Genomic DNA, 17,142 nt, shown 5'->3' with positions numbered 1-17,142 from the left:
GGAGGGCGAAGGTCATGGCGCAAAACAGCGCGTTATCAACGCTGAAAGATCTGGCTGAAAAAGAAGTTGATGATGCCGCATTGCAGCTTGGCGCAATGCGACGCGGGTGCCAGCAGGCTGAAGAACAGTTGAAGATGTTAATCGACTATCAGCATGAGTATCGCACCAACCTCAATACTGACATGACACAGGGCATTGGAAGCCAGCGCTGGATTAACTATCAGCAGTTTATTCAGACGCTGGAGAAGGCGATTGAACAGCATCGCCAGCAGCTTCAGCAATGGACCCAAAAAGTCGACACCGCGCTGAATTTCTGGCGCGAGAAGAAGCAGCGACTGCAGGCCTGGCAGACCTTACAGGACCGGCAGATTGCTGCGGCGACGCTGGCGGAAAACCGCCAGGATCAGAAAAAAATGGATGAGTTTGCCCAGCGCGCATCAATGAGGAAACCGGAATGATCACACTGCAACAACTGCTGATGACCGACAGCGACCTGTCAGGCGGCATGCAAACGGGGAAAGGCACCGACGGTGCGCAAGACTTTCTTTCTCTGCTGGCGGGCGCCTTAACGGACGCCAGCGGTCAGGGCAAAGATGCGCCGCTGACATTGGCCGACCTGAAGGCGGCGGGCAGCAAGCTGTCAAAGGCCGCGAAGGACGCCGGGGAAGAGTCTACCCTGCAGGCGAAAATTGCCGATCTGCTTGCGCGTCAATCCACGCTGACGGGCGATGAAACAGCGCAGACGACGCCGCTACAGACGCTGGTCTCCGGGCTGATGCCTGCGTCAAAGGGCGATGCCCTGAAGACGTTGACCACGGCAAATAGCGGGGATGACAGCAAAACCGAGCTGAGCGAAGAAGAGCTGGCGGGCTTAAGTGCGCTGATGGCCATGTTGCCACACCAGCAAACGCCAACGGCAGTGACCGCACCGGCGACCGGCAGTGAGGGGATCACGGCGAAATCTGCCCTGACCTCCGCAACGCTTTCGCAAAATGGTGCACACGCGTTGAGCAGCGCACTGACGGGCCAGGAAAAAGCACAGCCCGCTTCCGCGTATCAGGCTCAGGCGGCAAACGTCGATCCTTCGCTGCCAGCCAGCGCACCGGCCACGCCAGCCCTCGCCGTCGCGGCCGAGAAACAGGATCTCGCCAGCGTGTCGTCATCCTCAACGCCGACCGCCACCCTGGCCCCGATCGTTACCAGCCATGCGTCCGCGCAGCCTGCCGCAACCGTTGCCACTGCTCCGGTGCTGAGTCAGCCGCTCGGTACCCACGAATGGCAACAGAACCTGAGCCAGCACATCACGCTGTTTGCGAAGCAAGGACAGCAAACCGCAGAGTTGCGCCTGAACCCGGAAGATCTGGGCCAGGTGCACATTTCGCTGAAGCTGGATAATGACCAGGCGCAGCTGCAGATGGTGTCTGCGCACAGCCACGTGCGTGCCGCACTGGAAGCCGCCCTGCCGGTACTGCGTACGTCACTGGCGGAGAACGGCATTCAGCTTACGCAGAGTAGCGTCAGCAGCGAGAGCTTTGCCGGGCAGCAGCAGTCTTCGTCCCAGCAGCAACAGCAGGCGTCGCGTTCCGGCCAACATGGCGGATTTACTGAAGAGAGCGAGGAGTTACTGCCGACCCCGGCAGCCCTGCAATCCGCTGCGAGCGGCAACCGCGCCGTAGACATCTTCGCCTAAACGCCAGAGGTAGCGTGATTATCCCCGTCTTTTCCACGCTTTGACGTCAGCCGGACACGGGATAATCACCATATTAAGCTGTACCGAAACAGGAAGCTCGTATCAGATGACTGACTCCGCGATCACCAAAAAAAGTAAGCGTTCCATCTGGATCCCGCTGCTGGTGTTAATCACGCTCGCCGCCTGCGCTACCGCGGGCTATAGTTACTGGCGCATGCAGCAGAAACCTTCTACTGCTGCGGCCAAAGCCGAACTGCCACCTCCGCCGGCACCGGTGTTCTTCCCGCTGGATACCTTCACCGTCAACCTCGGTGATGCGGATCGTGTGCTGTATGTCGGCATCACGCTGCGCCTGAAAGACGAAGCCACCCGTTCCCGACTGAACGATTACCTTCCGGAAGTGCGCAGCCGTCTTCTGCTGCTGTTCTCTCGTCAGGACGCTTCAACGCTTGCCACCGATGAAGGTAAGCAAAAGCTGGTCGACGCTATTAAGCAAACGCTGGCAACCCCGCTGGTGAACGGCCAACCTAAGCAGGAAGTCACTGACGTTCTGTATACAGCCTTTATTCTGCGGTAACGACATGGGCGACAGTATTCTTTCTCAGGCAGAAATCGATGCGCTGCTCAACGGCGACAGCGATAAGAGTGATGATCCACAACCGGGTATTGGCGGCGATAACGATATTCGTCCCTATGACCCGAATACCCAGCGTCGCGTGGTACGTGAACGTCTGCAGGCGCTGGAGATCATTAACGAACGTTTTGCACGTCAGTTCCGTATGGGGCTGTTTAACCTGCTGCGTCGTAGCCCGGATATCACCGTGGGTGCGATCCGCATTCAGCCGTATCATGAGTTTGCCCGCAACCTGCCGGTGCCAACCAACCTTAACCTGATTCATCTGAAACCGCTGCGCGGCACAGGGCTGGTGGTATTTTCCCCAAGCCTGGTGTTCATTGCGGTGGATAACCTGTTCGGCGGCGACGGGCGTTTCCCGACTAAAGTGGAAGGTCGTGAATTCACCCACACCGAACAGCGCGTCATTAACCGCATGCTGAAACTGGCGCTGGAGTCTTACAGCGACGCGTGGAAGGCGATTAACCCGCTGGAAGTGGAGTACGTACGTTCTGAGATGCAGGTGAAATTTACCAATATCACCACCTCTCCGAACGATATTGTCGTCAACACCCCGTTCCACGTGGAGATCGGTAACCTGACCGGCGAGTTTAATATTTGCCTGCCGTTCAGCATGATCGAACCGCTGCGCGAGCTGCTGGTCAACCCGCAGCTGGAGAACTCACGCCATGAAGATCAGAACTGGCGTGAAAACCTGGTGCGCCAGGTTCAGCACTCTCAGCTTGAGCTGGTGGCGAGCTTCGCCGATATCCCGCTGCGGTTATCCCAGATCCTGAAATTACAACCCGGCGACGTTTTGCCGATAGAAAAACCCGACCGCATTATTGCCCATGTGGATGGTGTCCCCGTGCTGACAAGTCAGTACGGCACAATTAACGGCCAGTATGCGTTACGCGTTGAGCACTTGATCAACCCGATTTTGAATTCGCTGAATGAGGAACAGCCCAAATGAGTGACATGAACAATCCGTCCGATGAAAACAGCGGAGCACTGGACGATCTGTGGGCTGACGCGTTAAACGAGCAAAAAGCGACCCCGGCCAAAAGTGCAGCGGATGCCGTCTTCCAGCAGTTAGGCGGCGGCGATGTCAGCGGTACGCTGCAGGATATCGACCTGATTATGGATATCCCGGTTAAATTGACCGTTGAACTGGGTCGCACCCGCATGACCATTAAAGAGCTGCTGCGTCTGACGCAGGGTTCCGTCGTGGCCCTCGACGGTCTGGCCGGTGAGCCGCTGGATATCCTGATCAACGGGTATCTGATTGCTCAGGGTGAAGTGGTGGTCGTGGCCGATAAATACGGTGTGCGTATCACCGACATCATTACCCCGTCTGAGCGCATGCGTCGTCTGAGCCGTTAAGAATGAAAACCCAGGCAACAGTATCACAACCTTCTGCCGTTCCCGGCTCACCGCTGCTCCAGGTGAGCGGCGCGTTGCTCGGTATTATTGCCTTTATTCTTATCGCCGCCTGGCTGGCGAAGCGTTTTGGCCTGGCGGGTAAAACCGCCGGGACGCGCGGTCTGAAGGTCAGCGCCAGTACAACACTGGGGCCGCGCGAGCGCGTGGTCATCGTAGATGTTGAGGACGCGCGGCTGGTGCTGGGCGTCACCGCGTCTAACGTCAATGTTTTACATAAACTGCCGCCCGCCCCTGCTATCAGTGACGAGCGCGCAGAAGCCCCTGCGGATTTCCAGTCCGTCATGAAGAGTTTGCTTAAGCGTTCCGGGAGATCCTGATGCGCCGTTTGTTATCCCTGACGCTCGCGGGCGTTGGCCTGTTTGCTCCTGCGGTTTATGCGCAACTGCCCGGTCTGGTTTCAACCCCTCTGGCGGGCGGCGGACAAAGCTGGTCGCTCCCGGTTCAGACGCTGGTGTTCATCACCTCGCTGACCTTTATTCCGGCGATCCTGCTGATGATGACCAGCTTTACCCGCATCATCATTGTCTTTGGCCTGCTGCGAAATGCGCTGGGTACCCCTTCCGCCCCGCCGAACCAGGTGCTGCTGGGCCTGGCCCTGTTTTTGACCTTTTTTATCATGTCGCCGGTCATCGATAAGATTTATACCGACGCCTACCAGCCGTTCAGTGAAGATAAAATCTCCATGCAGGAGGCGCTGGAGAAAGGCGCACAGCCGCTGCGTGAATTCATGCTGCGCCAGACGCGCGAAGCGGATCTGGCTCTCTTTGCCCGCCTTTCCAACACCGGGGAATTGCAGGGTCCGGAGGCCGTTCCTATGCGCATACTGCTGCCTGCGTATGTCACCAGCGAGCTGAAAACCGCCTTCCAGATTGGCTTTACCATCTTTATCCCGTTCCTGATTATCGACCTGGTGATCGCCAGCGTGCTGATGGCGCTCGGTATGATGATGGTACCGCCGGCCACCATTGCCCTGCCCTTTAAGATCATGCTCTTTGTGCTGGTCGATGGCTGGCAGCTGCTGGTCAGTTCGCTGGCGCAGAGTTTCTACAGTTGAGGAGCGCGCAATGACGCCAGAATCGGTCATGATGATGGGCACGGAAGCGATGAAAATCGCGATTGCCGTTGCCGCGCCGCTGCTGCTTGTTGCCCTGGTGACCGGTCTGATTATCAGTATCCTGCAGGCCGCCACGCAGATTAACGAAATGACGCTCTCGTTCATCCCGAAAATCATCGCCGTGTTCGTGGCAATCATTGTTGCCGGGCCGTGGATGCTGAATCTGCTGCTGGACTACATGCGCAACCTGTTTACCAATCTGCCGTACATCATCGGCTGACGCGACGATGCTCCATTTTACCAGCGACCAGTGGGTTCAGTGGCTTGGGGTCTATTTTTGGCCCATGCTGCGCATTCTGGCGCTGATCACCACCGCCCCGATTCTGAGCGAAAAAGCGATTCCCAAGCGGGTCAAGGTGGGGCTGGGCATCATTATCACCATCATCGTTGCGCCTTCCCTGCCGCCGGTGAATATTCCAATCTTCTCAGCCAATGCGGTGTGGGTGGCGTTGCAACAGGTGATGATTGGCGTCGCGGTTGGCTTTACCATGCAGTTGGCCTTCGCCGCCGTGCGTACCGCCGGGGAACTGATCGGCCTGCAGATGGGGTTATCGTTCGCCACGTTTGTCGACCCCGGTAGCCACCTCAACATGCCGGTGCTGGCGCGCATTATCGATATGCTGGCGATGCTGCTTTTCCTGTCGTTCAACGGCCATCTGTGGCTTATCTCCCTGCTGGTGGATACCTTCCACACGCTGCCGATTGGCGAAAATCCGGTAAACAGCAACGCGTTTCTGGCGCTGACCCGTGCCGCCGGGCTGGTGTTCCTTAACGGGCTGATGCTGGCGCTGCCGATCATCACCCTGCTCCTGACCGTTAACCTGGCGTTGGGGTTACTCAACCGTATGGCACCGCAGCTGTCGGTGTTCGTCATTGGTTTTCCGCTGACGCTGACGGTCGGAATTTTATTAATGTCATTGCTGATGCCCCTTATCGCTCCGTTCTGTGAACATTTATTCGGCGAGATATTCAACCTGTTAGCGGATATTGTCAGCGAGCTACCGCGTAAATAATAGCCCCCACAGTTGATATTGTCTTTCTGAGGATATTCCTAAAATAAAACATGAAAAACATCTTCCAGGATATATCTGACGCGGTTTAATTGTTTCTAACCACCTCACAATACTTAATATTTACTTTACTGTTAAGATGATTCCTGGCAAATTATACGTAACTTTACGGGATAGTGAGTCCGCCTGAAAGTCTTTGTCATGCTCACAGGTTTATTAATTTTTTCCATCCCGTATGGCTGTTTATGAGCTCTCAGGCAGATGGTGAATTATCGTTACGCATTGAGTGAGGGTATGCCATGTCAACGATCATTATGGATTTATGTAGCTACACCCGGCTAGGGTTAACCGGGTACCTGGCAAGCAGAGGGGTAAGAAAGAGAGACATCAACGACGCACACACCGTTGAGGAGCTCGCAGCCGCTTGTGATGAACTCAAACCAGGCGTGGTGTTTATTAATGAGGACTGTTTCATACACGATCCAGCCAACAGTCAGCACATTAAGCAAATCATTAATCAGCATCCTAAGACCCTGTTTATTGTCTTTATGGCGATCGCAAATATCCATTTCGATGAGTATTTGTTGGTTCGTAAAAATTTATTGATCAGTTCTAAATCGATAAAACCAGAGTCGCTGGATGACATCCTGGGGGATTATTTGAATAAGGAAGTTAAGAATGTAGGCGCGGTTAACTTACCCACCCTATCATTAAGCAGAACTGAATCAAGTATGCTGCGAATGTGGATGGCAGGGCAAGGAACTATTCAAATCTCAGACCAGATGAATATTAAAGCTAAAACCGTTTCGTCACATAAAGGAAATATTAAAAGGAAATTTAAAACCCATAATAAGCAAGTGATCTACCACGTTGTTCGCCTGACCGATAATGTGACGAACGGGATTTTCGTCAATATGCGTTAGTTGCATGAGACCTTGAGTACCCTACACGATCTCTGGCCTGGCCAGAGATTTTTGCTTTTACGGGCGCTGTCGGGCACGCAAGCGGCCACCCGACGCCTTGTTACTCTGCTTTTTCCACAAAGATGCCATCCGGATGTCCCAGTTCATTAAAGAACCAGATGCCGAGCGGGTAGTCTTCCAGTGATACCAGGTACATTGTGCCTTCACTAAACTCTTCAATTGCCAGCACCACCCCCGGGCGGCGTGGCCCACCATCCGTTTTGACAGTGACCCGATCGTTGACCTTCATACGTTCCTCCTGTGGTTTTGAGCCAGTGTAGAACAAAACGTAAAAACACACATCGCCACCGGACGCGAATGGCGTTTTTATACACTAAATCATTCAAGTTGCATCAAGGCGGCAAGTCTGAGAATCCCCAGGAGCTTACTCAAGTAAGTGACTGGGGTGAGCAGACGCAGCCAACGCAGAAGCAGCTTGAAGGATGACGTGTATGTACAGTCTATACTTACCGTTGGACACGGTTGAATGAGGACCCCGTAATGAAGACCGACAAAGAGTACAGCGACACCATCAAACGCGAGGTCGAGGTGGATGTCGATGCCCTGCTGGCCGCCATCAATGAGATCAGTGAGTCAGAAGTTCGTCGTACGGATGATAATTCTGACCGGGTCATTGTTAACGGCAGGGATTATCACACCTACCGTGAACTGGCCGAGGCCTTCGAGCTTGATATCCATGACTTTAGCGTGTCTGAAGCGAATCGTTAGGGCGAAAAAAATCCCGGTCATGGGGATGGCCGGGATGAAACTTGCTTATGCAAGAAGCACTTGAAAATTCGTTACACCAGGAAATCTGATGTATTCAACACACTATCCCCAACGATTTTCGCTGACAAGCATATATTCTCATGGCGAATATACTGTTTTTTAAACCTGAATTTTTGTTATGAGCAGCGAGGTGCGCTGAATGCGGGTGTGGCGGGATCGGTTTCGACTTCGTCCCTTCCGGGAATCCTAATTTTTTAGGAATATTCTTAGAAAATGACTTATCTGCGATAAGGAGCCGTTATGCCTTCACTGCAGGAGACCCTGCTGGTTTTTTCCGACCTTGATGGCTCATTGCTGGATATTCATACCTACGCGTGGCAACCGGCGATGCCCTGGCTGGATAAACTGGTGGATTTTCAGGTACCGCTCATCCTGTGCAGCAGCAAAACCGCGGCGGAGATGCTGGATCTCCAGCAAGAGCTGGGGCTGGAAGGTTTACCTTTCATTGCCGAGAACGGCGCGGTTATCCAGCCCGATGTGCGATGGGAAAAGACTCAGCGCCAGATCAGGGGAATGACCCACCGTGACATTCGCCCGTTCATCGAACAAATCCGCCTGCAGGCAGGGTATAAATTCACTACTTTTGACGATGTGGATGACCGGGTTATCAGCGAGTGGACGGGGCTGAGCCGCTATCGTTCGACGCTTGCGCGTAAACATGAAGCCTCGGTCACGCTCATCTGGCGCGACACCGATGAGAAAATGGCGCAGTTTGAAGAGGAGCTGGCGCAGCGCGGTCTGAAATGCCTGCAGGGTGCCCGCTTCTGGCACATTCTGGACGCCCGCTGCGGTAAGGACGTGGCGGTGAACTGGCTGATTGCACAGTATCGCGAACAGGAAGGCATGATGCCCACAACGCTTGGGCTTGGCGATGGCCCGAATGATGCGCCCCTGCTCGACAGCGTCGACTTCGCGGTGGTGATCAAAGGCATAAACCGCCAGGGCATCACGCTGCGCGACGATAACCCTGCCCGGGTGTATCACACGCAGCAAGCAGGACCGGCGGGCTGGCAAGAAGGGCTGGATCACTTCCTGTCCTGATCGTCCCACACCACCTGGTTGCGGCCGCGCTGTTTGGCCAGATACAGCCGGGCATCCGCAATCGACTGCAGTTGTTCGAAGTCGTAATTCCCCTTCTCCTGCGCGCAGCTGACCCCCATCGACGCGCTGATACGCAACGTCGTGCTCTTTTTCACCAGGATCTCTTTGCTGTCGATGCGTGAGCGAATGCGTTCCGCCACCGCTCTCGCCTCCGCCAGCCCGATACCCGGCAGGACCACGCAAAACTCTTCCCCGCCCACGCGCCCGGCAACGTCGTTCTTACGCAGGGCGCTGGCAATCAGCCCCGCCGCATGGGACAGCACCTTATCTCCGGCCTGATGGCCGAAACGGTCGTTGATGTTTTTAAAATGATCAAGATCGAGCTGGATAACCGATAACGGCAGCGACTGTGCCTGACATTGCTTCGCCAGCACTTTTGCCCGCTCAAACAGCGCCCCACGGTTATTCAGACGGGTGAGCGGATCGTGCCAGGCCTGCCACTGCAATGAGTGCTGGAGCGTGTACATGTTGCTGACCATCCGACGAATCACCAGCCAGGAGATCAGCAGCATGGCGGTGAAGAGCGCCCACAGGAGCGCCAGCACGATACTGATGCTGCCGAAGTCGCCTTTTACGCCTTCATGCAGGGTATGGACCCGCAGGATAACCCCGTCAAAATGATCGAGCCGCTCCCAGCTGACAAAACGGCTGCCAAGCCGGATCCCGCCGCCGGTATCGCTCTCAATGGCATGGGCAATCTGCGCCGTTTCACGCTCATCAAAATGGTTGGCCTCGCTCGTGGATGCTTCAGAAGAGGCGATCATATTGAGCCGGGTATCGTACAGCTGATACTCCCCTTCCGCGTGGTCATCCGTCGCATCGGCCAGCAGACGTTTCATGGTATTGAGAGAAAAATCCATCGCCACCACGCCGTACCAGTAATGGTCAAAATAGATGGGTACGCTGGCGGTGATCATGCGTTCGTTGCCGGTCCAGGTTGACGGCGTGGAGATAAACCACAGCACCGCGCGCGCACGGTTGTTACGTTCCGTTTGCTGCGTAAACCAGGGCTGGGTCACCAGATGGTAATAGCGCGGGATGATATCGGCGCTCTGTGCAGGCGTATCCGTGGAGAGGTAAAACCCGGCCCGGGAGACATAGACTACCCGCTCTTCGCTTCGCATGACCGGTGAGGCCAGCCTGAGCAAATACCCCACTTCAAGCGCAGCAGACACTTCATTATCGAGAAGTTCATTGTCGCGATTGAGGAGCGTGGTTTTTTCAACAAAAGCATCCGAAACGCCGTTGATGGGCAGCGTGCGTTTTGTATCCACGGCAAGCTGCCAGAAAGGACGAGACCGGTCTGCATTGAAGCGTGTCACCGCAGCACGCAGGACATCAAACGCCAGCGGTGTCTGGAGCGCATCGCGCATGCTCTGGCGGAAAAACAGCAGCTTATCCACGCTGAACTGGAGCTGTCTGTCCAGCGACGTGGCCACCGTCTCCAGATGGTTGCGCTGGCTTGAGATATAGGCATCTTCCAGCACCACCACTTCTCGCCAGGTAAGGAGAGTCGAAAAAACCAGTACCACCAGAAAACAGAGATTAACAATCGCACCCGGATTGCTACGCTTATGCAGCCATTGCAGAAAAGACCGTCTTACAACAAAGGTATCACGCTGCACACATACTCCCTGATCGCTTCCTTACACCTGATACTTGATATAAAAACGCCCGGCAAGGCCGGGCGTTAAGTGATTAAGCCTTATCACGCTGTTGCCGCCCGTCACCTGGCTGAAGCTCATCTTCACGAAACGCTTCCCGCTTGATGCTGTAACCGTCATGCCACCGACATTCCACCATTCCGCTGGAATACCCGGTGACAATCATACGTGGGCCGCCCTTCTTAGGCTTAACTTCATCACTGACCAAAAAGACCATACCTGCCTCCTGTATCAGGGTGAAACTGTTTCAATTTAGACGAGGAATGGCCTTTTTGCATCCTGGCACAGGTAACAATTAGTGCGCCGTTCCGCGCATTTTTTCAACCAGCTTCACGGCGGCTACCACAATAGCCCCCACAATGAAGCCCAGCACCAGATTAAGCAGCGTGGGCAGAATAGCCGCCACCACGGCACCCTGCTCTGCCGCAAAATGTTCTATCGCATGGTGCAGCGGCACAATACCGTGTACCACAATCCCACCGCCGACAAGGAACATCGCCAGCGTCCCCACGACAGACAGACTCTTCATCAACCATGGCGCAAGCACCAGCAGGCTTTTACCGATACCTTTAGCTATCGCGCTCGATTTCGCCTCCAGCCAGAAGCCGATATCATCCAGTTTGACGATAAGCCCTACCAGACCGTAAACCCCTACCGTCACCAGAATGGCGATCCCGGAGAGGATCAGCACCTGATTCAGCAGCGGCGAGTCAGACACGATCCCCAGGGTAATGGCCACGATCTCCGCCGACAGAATAAAGTCGGTACGAATGGCGCCCTTGATTTTATCGCGTTCGAAGGTTTTTGGATCCTGTGCAGCCAGCGCTTCCAGACGCTGCTGACGCACTTCTGGCGTGTCATTCTTCTTACTCGCCGCGAAGGAGTGCAGCACTTTCTCTACCCCTTCGAAGCATAAAAATGCGCCACCAATCATCAGCAACGGCGTAATCGCCCAGGGAATAAAGGCGCTGATCAACAGCGCCAGCGGTACCAGAATCACCTTGTTGAGGAATGAGCCTTTCGCCACGCCCCATACCACCGGTAACTCGCGGTTAGCCCGTACGCCACTCACCTGCTGGGCATTCAGCGATAAATCATCCCCCAGAACCCCTGCTGTTTTCTTCGCCGCCAGTTTTCCCATTACGGAAATGTCGTCCAGCAACGTGGCAATATCATCCAGCAATGTTAATAAGCTACTTCCCGCCAAAATCACTATCCTTCTTTTTTTGCTAATTAAGTGAATAGTATGGAACAAAACCGAACACCCGGAAACAGGTACATCACGTCAACAAAAATTTCACAGCAACTACACAATTAAAGGGCTCGCCAGCCTGGTAGTTTTGGCGTTTACTATGAGCGAACTTTTTATTTCGTCGTGAGGGACTATGCGTTTTCGGCAACTACTACCGCTCATCGGAGCGCTCTTTTCGCTGTATATCATCTGGGGATCAACTTACTTTGTCATTCGCATCGGGGTGGAAAGCTGGCCCCCGCTGATGATGGCGGGGGTTCGTTTTCTCTCGGCAGGCATCCTGCTGATGGCCTTCCTGCTGTTACGCGGGCATAAGCTCCCTCCGCTGCGCCCGCTGCTTAATGCCGCCCTGATTGGCCTGCTGCTGCTGGCCGTCGGCAACGGCTTTGTCACCGTCGCAGAGCACCAGAACGTGCCCTCCGGGATCGCCGCAGTGGTGGTTGCCACCGTCCCACTGTTTACGCTCTGCTTTAGTCGTCTTTTCGGCATCCGCACCCGCAAGCTGGAATGGCTGGGGATTGGGATTGGACTTGCCGGGATCATTCTGCTCAACAGCGGCGGCAACCTGAGCGGTAACCCGTGGGGCGCCGTGATTATTCTCATCGGCTCCATCAGCTGGGCGTTTGGCTCGGTGTACGGGTCACGTATTGAGCTGCCGTCCGGCATGATGGCGGGTGCCATTGAGATGCTTGCCGCAGGCATTGTGCTGCTGATTGCCTCCACGCTGACGGGGGAAACACTGACGGCCATGCCGGATCTGTCCGGCTTCCTGGCCGTGGGTTACCTGGCGCTGTTTGGCTCCATCATCGCGATTAATGCGTACATGTTCCTGATCCGCAACGTCTCTCCGGCGGTCGCCACCAGCTATGCCTACGTTAACCCGGTCGTGGCGGTACTGCTTGGCACGGGTCTGGGCGGTGAAGTGCTTTCGCCGGTTGAATGGCTGGCGTTGGGCGTGATTGTGTTTGCCGTGGTGCTGGTGACGCTGGGCAAATACCTGCTGCCCGCTAAGCCTGAGGGGGTGCCGTGTCAGGTGGAGAAACCGTAAACGGATGAATGCCCTGAGTGTCGATCTGCGCGGTCTGACCGCCGCCGCAGATCCACTCTTCCAGCCGGTCGCTCAGATCCCGATCGTTCAGTTTCAGTCTGCCGCGTAGCGCACATTCCCACACCACCAGCACCCGCCATCCCTGTTCGACCAGCGTGGTGATATCGCGCTGGTCACGCAGGACGTTCTTGCCAATCTTCTCCAGCCAGAAATCGGTGCGCGTGGCCGGGACTTTGAACAGGTAACAATTGTGCCGGTGCCAGAAGCAGCCGTGGGTAAAGATAATGCACCCATAGGCGTCGATAACGAAATCAGGACGCCCGGCAAGTGAGGCATCCTGCACCCGAAAGTCAAAACCCGCTTCGGTCAGTAACGCGGCCAGGCGTTTCTCAATCGCCGTATCACGCGTGCCGATGGCACGCATGTTTTTACTGCGCGTCGCCTTATTGTGCACATCCGTCATTGACGGCCTCACTCTGGCGCAGGGCAACCGCCTGTTGAATGCGTGAAGCCAACAGTTTTGCCACTGCCGCAAAGGCGGGAACCACCACGGAGTTGCCAAACTGTCGGTACGCCTGGGTATCAGAGACCGGAATGCGGAAGCTGTAACCCTGCGGCGTCTCAAACCCCATTAACCGCGCGCATTCGCGTGGGGTTAAGCGACGTGGACGATGGCGCTGGTTTTCAGGGTTGTCGAAATCTTTCTCACCTAACGCCTTATCCCAGCCCCGGTCGATCAGGATCTCTGCACCGTCTTTGTAATAGCGCGCGGACAGGGTGCGGGTCACACAGTGCGGATCGTTCGGGTTGACCATGCCAAAACCAAAACCGTTGCCTTTTGCCTGATGTTTTTTGGCATAGCGATAAAGGTACTTCCAGAGCACTGGCGTCAGGATAAATTTCGCGTCCACCGCGGGCTCAAGAAGATCGGCCACGGACGGACGGCGCGCCGGATACAACGACGGAATATCGCGCAGGGTAAAATCGCCTTTCAGATTGAGATCGCGGCGGAACCCGACCAGCACAATACGTTCCCGGTGCTGGGGCAGGAAGTGTTTACCATCAATGATTTTCGGATCATCGGCGCCCGTGTCCTCTGAATCCGCCACGTCGTAGCCCAGCTCATCCAGCGTCTGCATGATAATGCGGAAGGTTTTGCCGCCGTCATGACTCTTTAAATTCTTGACGTTTTCCAGCACAAAAATGGCCGGACGGCGGGCATTAATAATGCGGACCACATCAAAAAACAGCGTTCCCTGGGTATCGCAGGCAAAACCGTGCGCGCGTCCGAGGGCATTTTTCTTCGATACGCCAGCGAGGGAAAATGGCTGACACGGAAAGCCCGCCAGCAGCACGTCATGTGCCGGGATGTTCTGGCGAATATGTTCTGCGGCCTCTTCATCGCTCACGCCGCTTTTGTGACTCAGCGTGACATCGCGGATATCGGCGTTGAACCGATGCGCATCGGGGTCACAATACCAGTTGGCTTTATAGGTGCGGACCGCATGTTTGTTCCACTCGCTGGTAAACACGCACTGACCGCCGATGGCTTCAAACCCGTGTCGAATCCCTCCGATACCGGCAAACAGATCGATAAAGCGGAAGGCATAATGGGGATGCGCGGCGGAAGGACGCGGAAGCAACGTTTGCAGATAACGAAACTCGCCGTCGCTCAGGCGATGCCCTGCCCGCTCGCTGGTGATAAGTCTCTTAATGATTGCCGGACTCCAGTGGCCCTCACCGTGCGCCACCAGCTGGTTTGCCAGGGTTTTAGCATCGTAGATATCCAGCAACTGGCGCAGCAGCGCCTGCACCGAAGCCGTTGATTTCACAGCCTGCTCTGGCGCGGGCTCACTCACAGATCGATTTTCCTGCATTCTTTTAACCGGACAATAAAGACTGGAAACAGATTACCACAGTTCATTCGTGCAAACTGCGACGGAAGCGGCTCAGTACCTGGCTATCCAGCCCCAGGCAGTCACCCTGTAGTTCGGCACTCAGTTTTGCCATAAACTGGATGAGAAAATCGGCGTTGTGGCGTGCCAGCTCGCGCCCCATCTCTGTTTGCATTGTATCAGGCAAGCGCAGCAGCTTGGTCTGAAAATGGTCGAGAGCAAACGCCCGGTCATCAAGGGTTCGCGCGTCGGCAAAGGGATCAACTGCGTCAAAAAGCGGCACGCCCAGCGCCCCCGAAACGGCAAACACGCGCGCGAGGCCAATCGCCCCTAACGCTTCCAGCCGGTCAGCGTCCTGCACAATTTTGGCTTCCAGACTCTGCGGCGTAATGCCGGCGCTGAAGCTGTGCGCCTCAATGGCATGTGCCACGGCGGCATAATGCGCTGCGGGGAAGTCCGGGAAATCACGATGCAGAATGTCACGCGTTTTACGCGCCGCCAGCTGCGATGACTGGCTGCGCTCAGGATGGTTTTTCGGCAGGCTGACAATATCGTGGAAATAGCATGCGGCCAGGATCACCAGTGGCTCCACCGCCTGGTTGGCCATGATTTTTTGTGCCGTCATCCAGACACGACGAAAGTGCGAAATATCATGCGCGGTGTCGTCGGTTGTGTGGTTTTCCCCGAGCCAGCGCTCAAATCGATGCTGCCACTGCGTAAGTTCCATCATCACGTCCTGTCGTCAAAATGGCTACGATAGCAACTTTCCCCGCCGCTATCACGGGTTGTCCTGACGGGGACGGGTGTACCACGCAATCGCGCCCAGGATCAGGCCGACCGTGCCCAGCACCAGAAACCCCAGCAATGCCCCAAGCCATTTGCCGCTGGTTGACCCCAAATCCCCTTCCACTGCCGTATTCGGCAGCGACGGTATCTTACTGATAACCCAAACGTACCGCGCCATCGCCCAGACAAAGTAACCGCAAAAAGCGTAGAACACCCACAGGGCCAGTTTGCCTCCCAGGCTGCGTTCGATTTTTCGTTCCATCTTTGACTCCACGGTCACCGCAGTACCGTTTGCACATGCTTACACTGATTTTGTGATAATTGTCACATTTTGGCATTAAACCCTGTGCTGTGTGAAGGTTTCTGACGCGCAGTTTGCGTTAAGTTGATCTTGTGCAAGTTTGCAGAAGAGGATACCTGGCGAGCGTTTAGTACGCAGAAATATAATTAAGGTTAATAATAGAATTTATAAAATAACCACGGAAAATACTTAATAATAATTAACCAATATATATTTCAAATTATAATTCACGAGAAAAATAAAGCGACACTTAGAAATATTTGGTAATATTTTTACCTATTTAATTACATTTATTATTGAACTTAAACCCCCTCTCCTGGAATAGTATCGACGCTGTAATTGCGGAGCGTGATTACATATATTCATATAAATTATCTCTAAAGGGAATATATAATGAAAAGAAAAGTACTGGCTATTCTTGTACCCGCATTATTAATGGCTGGCGTAGCAAATGCCGCTGAGATTTACAATAAAGGCGGTAATAAAGTCGATTTCTACGGAAAGATGGTTGGCGAACGCATCTGGTCCAACACTGATGAAAGCAACAGTGAAAATGAAGATACGTCATATGCCCGTTTTGGCGTAAAAGGCGAAACGCAAATTAATAGCCAACTGACCGGTTATGGCCAGTTTGAATACAATATTGATGCAAGCCAGCCTGAAGGTAAACAGGATGAGAGCACGCGTCTGGCTTTCTCTGGTCTGAAATATGCGGATTACGGTTCATTCGATTATGGCCGAAACTATGGCGTAGCTTATGACGGTGCAGCTTACACCGATATGCTGGTTGAATGGGGTGGTGATTCCTGGGCTGCCACGGACAACTTTATGACTCAGCGTACCAATGGCGTTGCGACCTACCGTAACACCGATTTCTTCGGTATGGTTGAAGGTCTTAACTTTGCTGTTCAGTATCAGGGTAAAAATGACGACCGTGATCTTTTCAAAGCAAACGGCGATGGTTACAGCATGTCTGTAAATTATAACCTTGATGGCTTTGGTTTCGTGGGTGTCTACGGTAAATCCGATCGTACCGATGAACAAACAGCTGATCATTATGGCGACAATGCTGAAGTATGGGCACTGTCTGCAAAATATGATGCAAATAGCGTTTACGCCGCTGTAATGTATGGCGAAACGCGTAATATGACTAAAGCAGGTTCTAACCGCGGCTTTGCTAATAAAACCCAGAACGTTGAAGCTGTAGTTCAATATCAATTTGATTTTGGCCTGCGTCCATCCCTTGGCTATGTTTATTCTCAAGCCAAAGACTTCGGTGCGCGAGATGGTTACGAAGGTGTCAACGCCGATCGTGTAAATTACATCGAACTTGGCACCTGGTACTACTTCAATAAAAACATGAACGTTTATACTGCCTATAAATTTAACCTGCTGGACGAAGAAGACGGTGCCATCACTGGCAACGCAACTGACGATCAGTTCGCGATGGGTATTGTTTACCAGTTCTAATCCC

General features: G+C 54.3%; 21 protein-coding genes and 1 pseudogene. 14 read left to right on the top strand and 8 right to left on the bottom strand.

Annotated features, from left to right (window positions below; translation table 11 throughout):
- Positions 1-14 precede the first annotated feature (14 nt).
- The 10 genes and pseudogenes from fliJ (at position 15) to rcsA (ending at position 6,793) form a co-directional block, all read left to right on the top strand.
- The gene (gene fliJ, locus EKN38_RS12245; protein ID WP_013097733.1) at positions 15-458 is read left to right on the top strand and encodes a flagellar export protein FliJ; all 444 of its coding nucleotides are present in this window, start codon (positions 15-17) and stop codon (positions 456-458) included.
- Positions 455-1,690 carry a flagellar hook length control protein FliK gene (fliK, locus tag EKN38_RS12240; RefSeq protein WP_014832479.1) on the top strand — a complete coding sequence of 412 codons (1,236 nt, stop codon included), beginning with the start codon at positions 455-457 and terminating at the stop codon, positions 1,688-1,690. The genes fliJ and fliK overlap by 4 nt, the downstream gene beginning before the upstream one ends.
- A 106-nt stretch (positions 1,691-1,796) precedes the next feature.
- Positions 1,797-2,267 carry a flagellar basal body-associated protein FliL gene (fliL, locus tag EKN38_RS12235; RefSeq protein ID WP_014832480.1) on the top strand — a complete coding sequence of 157 codons (471 nt, stop codon included), beginning with the start codon at positions 1,797-1,799 and terminating at the stop codon, positions 2,265-2,267.
- Between the two features lie 4 nt (positions 2,268-2,271).
- Complete coding sequence (gene fliM, locus EKN38_RS12230; RefSeq protein WP_126522101.1) at positions 2,272-3,276, top strand: flagellar motor switch protein FliM; 1,005 nt, start codon at positions 2,272-2,274, stop codon at positions 3,274-3,276.
- Positions 3,273-3,686 carry a flagellar motor switch protein FliN gene (fliN, locus tag EKN38_RS12225; RefSeq protein WP_008500318.1) on the top strand — a complete coding sequence of 138 codons (414 nt, stop codon included), beginning with the start codon at positions 3,273-3,275 and terminating at the stop codon, positions 3,684-3,686. The genes fliM and fliN overlap by 4 nt, the downstream gene beginning before the upstream one ends.
- A 2-nt stretch (positions 3,687-3,688) precedes the next feature.
- Positions 3,689-4,063 carry a flagellar biosynthetic protein FliO gene (fliO, locus tag EKN38_RS12220; RefSeq protein WP_013097737.1) on the top strand — a complete coding sequence of 125 codons (375 nt, stop codon included), beginning with the start codon at positions 3,689-3,691 and terminating at the stop codon, positions 4,061-4,063.
- Positions 4,063-4,800, top strand: a complete 738-nt coding sequence (gene fliP / locus EKN38_RS12215; protein ID WP_013097738.1) for a flagellar type III secretion system pore protein FliP — start codon at positions 4,063-4,065, stop codon at positions 4,798-4,800. The genes fliO and fliP overlap by 1 nt, the downstream gene beginning before the upstream one ends.
- Positions 4,801-4,810: 10 nt before the next feature.
- The gene (gene fliQ, locus EKN38_RS12210; protein WP_008500315.1) at positions 4,811-5,080 is read left to right on the top strand and encodes a flagellar biosynthesis protein FliQ; all 270 of its coding nucleotides are present in this window, start codon (positions 4,811-4,813) and stop codon (positions 5,078-5,080) included.
- Between the two features lie 7 nt (positions 5,081-5,087).
- A pseudogene (fliR, locus tag EKN38_RS12205) lies at positions 5,088-5,889 on the top strand (flagellar biosynthetic protein FliR).
- Between the two features lie 280 nt (positions 5,890-6,169).
- Entirely contained in the window at positions 6,170-6,793 is a 624-nt protein-coding gene (gene rcsA, locus EKN38_RS12200; RefSeq protein WP_126522099.1) for a transcriptional regulator RcsA, read from the top strand.
- Positions 6,794-6,893: 100 nt separating this feature from the next.
- Here rcsA and dsrB read toward each other — a convergent pair whose 3' ends face one another.
- Positions 6,894-7,082, bottom strand: a complete 189-nt coding sequence (dsrB, locus tag EKN38_RS12195) for a protein DsrB (RefSeq protein WP_013097741.1) — start codon at positions 7,080-7,082, stop codon at positions 6,894-6,896.
- Positions 7,083-7,333: 251 nt separating this feature from the next.
- Here dsrB and yodD point away from each other — a divergent pair, with 251 nt between their 5' ends.
- Positions 7,334-7,561, top strand: coding sequence for a YodD family peroxide/acid resistance protein (gene yodD / locus EKN38_RS12190; protein ID WP_013097742.1), 228 nt, complete (start codon positions 7,334-7,336; stop codon positions 7,559-7,561).
- A gap of 300 nt (positions 7,562-7,861) precedes the next feature.
- Entirely contained in the window at positions 7,862-8,662 is an 801-nt protein-coding gene (locus EKN38_RS12185; RefSeq protein ID WP_014832484.1) for a mannosyl-3-phosphoglycerate phosphatase-related protein, read from the top strand.
- Here EKN38_RS12185 and dgcQ read toward each other — a convergent pair.
- The 3 genes from dgcQ to EKN38_RS12170 form a co-directional block, all read right to left on the bottom strand.
- Positions 8,647-10,347 carry a cellulose biosynthesis regulator diguanylate cyclase DgcQ gene (dgcQ, locus tag EKN38_RS12180; protein ID WP_050861360.1) on the bottom strand — a complete coding sequence of 567 codons (1,701 nt, stop codon included), beginning with the start codon at positions 10,345-10,347 and terminating at the stop codon, positions 8,647-8,649. The genes EKN38_RS12185 and dgcQ overlap by 16 nt on opposite strands.
- Positions 10,348-10,420: 73 nt before the next feature.
- A complete protein-coding gene (locus EKN38_RS12175) occupies positions 10,421-10,603 on the bottom strand; it encodes a YodC family protein (RefSeq protein ID WP_014832486.1) in 183 nt (60 codons plus the stop codon).
- 78 nt (positions 10,604-10,681) lie between these two features.
- A complete protein-coding gene (locus EKN38_RS12170) occupies positions 10,682-11,599 on the bottom strand; it encodes a DUF808 domain-containing protein (RefSeq protein ID WP_185812839.1) in 918 nt (305 codons plus the stop codon).
- Between the two features lie 172 nt (positions 11,600-11,771).
- Here EKN38_RS12170 and yedA point away from each other — a divergent pair, with 172 nt between their 5' ends.
- Positions 11,772-12,686 (top strand): drug/metabolite exporter YedA, encoded by a 915-nt coding sequence (yedA, locus tag EKN38_RS12165; protein ID WP_014832488.1) that lies wholly within the window; start codon positions 11,772-11,774, stop codon positions 12,684-12,686.
- Here yedA and EKN38_RS12160 read toward each other — a convergent pair.
- The 4 genes from EKN38_RS12160 to drpB form a co-directional block, all read right to left on the bottom strand.
- Positions 12,646-13,149, bottom strand: coding sequence for a very short patch repair endonuclease (locus tag EKN38_RS12160; protein ID WP_014832489.1), 504 nt, complete (start codon positions 13,147-13,149; stop codon positions 12,646-12,648). The genes yedA and EKN38_RS12160 overlap by 41 nt on opposite strands.
- Positions 13,130-14,545 (bottom strand): DNA cytosine methyltransferase, encoded by a 1,416-nt coding sequence (locus tag EKN38_RS12155; RefSeq protein ID WP_047360964.1) that lies wholly within the window; start codon positions 14,543-14,545, stop codon positions 13,130-13,132. Before EKN38_RS12155 ends, EKN38_RS12160 begins: the two co-directional genes overlap by 20 nt.
- Before the next feature lie 61 nt (positions 14,546-14,606).
- Entirely contained in the window at positions 14,607-15,308 is a 702-nt protein-coding gene (locus tag EKN38_RS12150) for a phosphohydrolase (protein WP_014832491.1), read from the bottom strand.
- A 51-nt stretch (positions 15,309-15,359) separates the two neighbouring features.
- A complete protein-coding gene (drpB, locus tag EKN38_RS12145) occupies positions 15,360-15,629 on the bottom strand; it encodes a cell division protein DrpB (protein ID WP_014832492.1) in 270 nt (89 codons plus the stop codon).
- A 432-nt stretch (positions 15,630-16,061) separates the two neighbouring features.
- On the opposite strand from drpB, the gene EKN38_RS12140 reads away from it, so the two are divergent.
- Positions 16,062-17,138 (top strand): porin, encoded by a 1,077-nt coding sequence (locus tag EKN38_RS12140; protein ID WP_014832493.1) that lies wholly within the window; start codon positions 16,062-16,064, stop codon positions 17,136-17,138.
- Positions 17,139-17,142 lie beyond the last annotated feature (4 nt).

Origin of the sequence: Enterobacter sp. WCHEn045836 (genome assembly GCF_003965585.1) — a bacterium.
Lineage (GTDB): Bacteria > Pseudomonadota > Gammaproteobacteria > Enterobacterales > Enterobacteriaceae > Enterobacter > Enterobacter dissolvens.
This window is presented reverse-complemented; position numbering and strand designations above follow the sequence as displayed.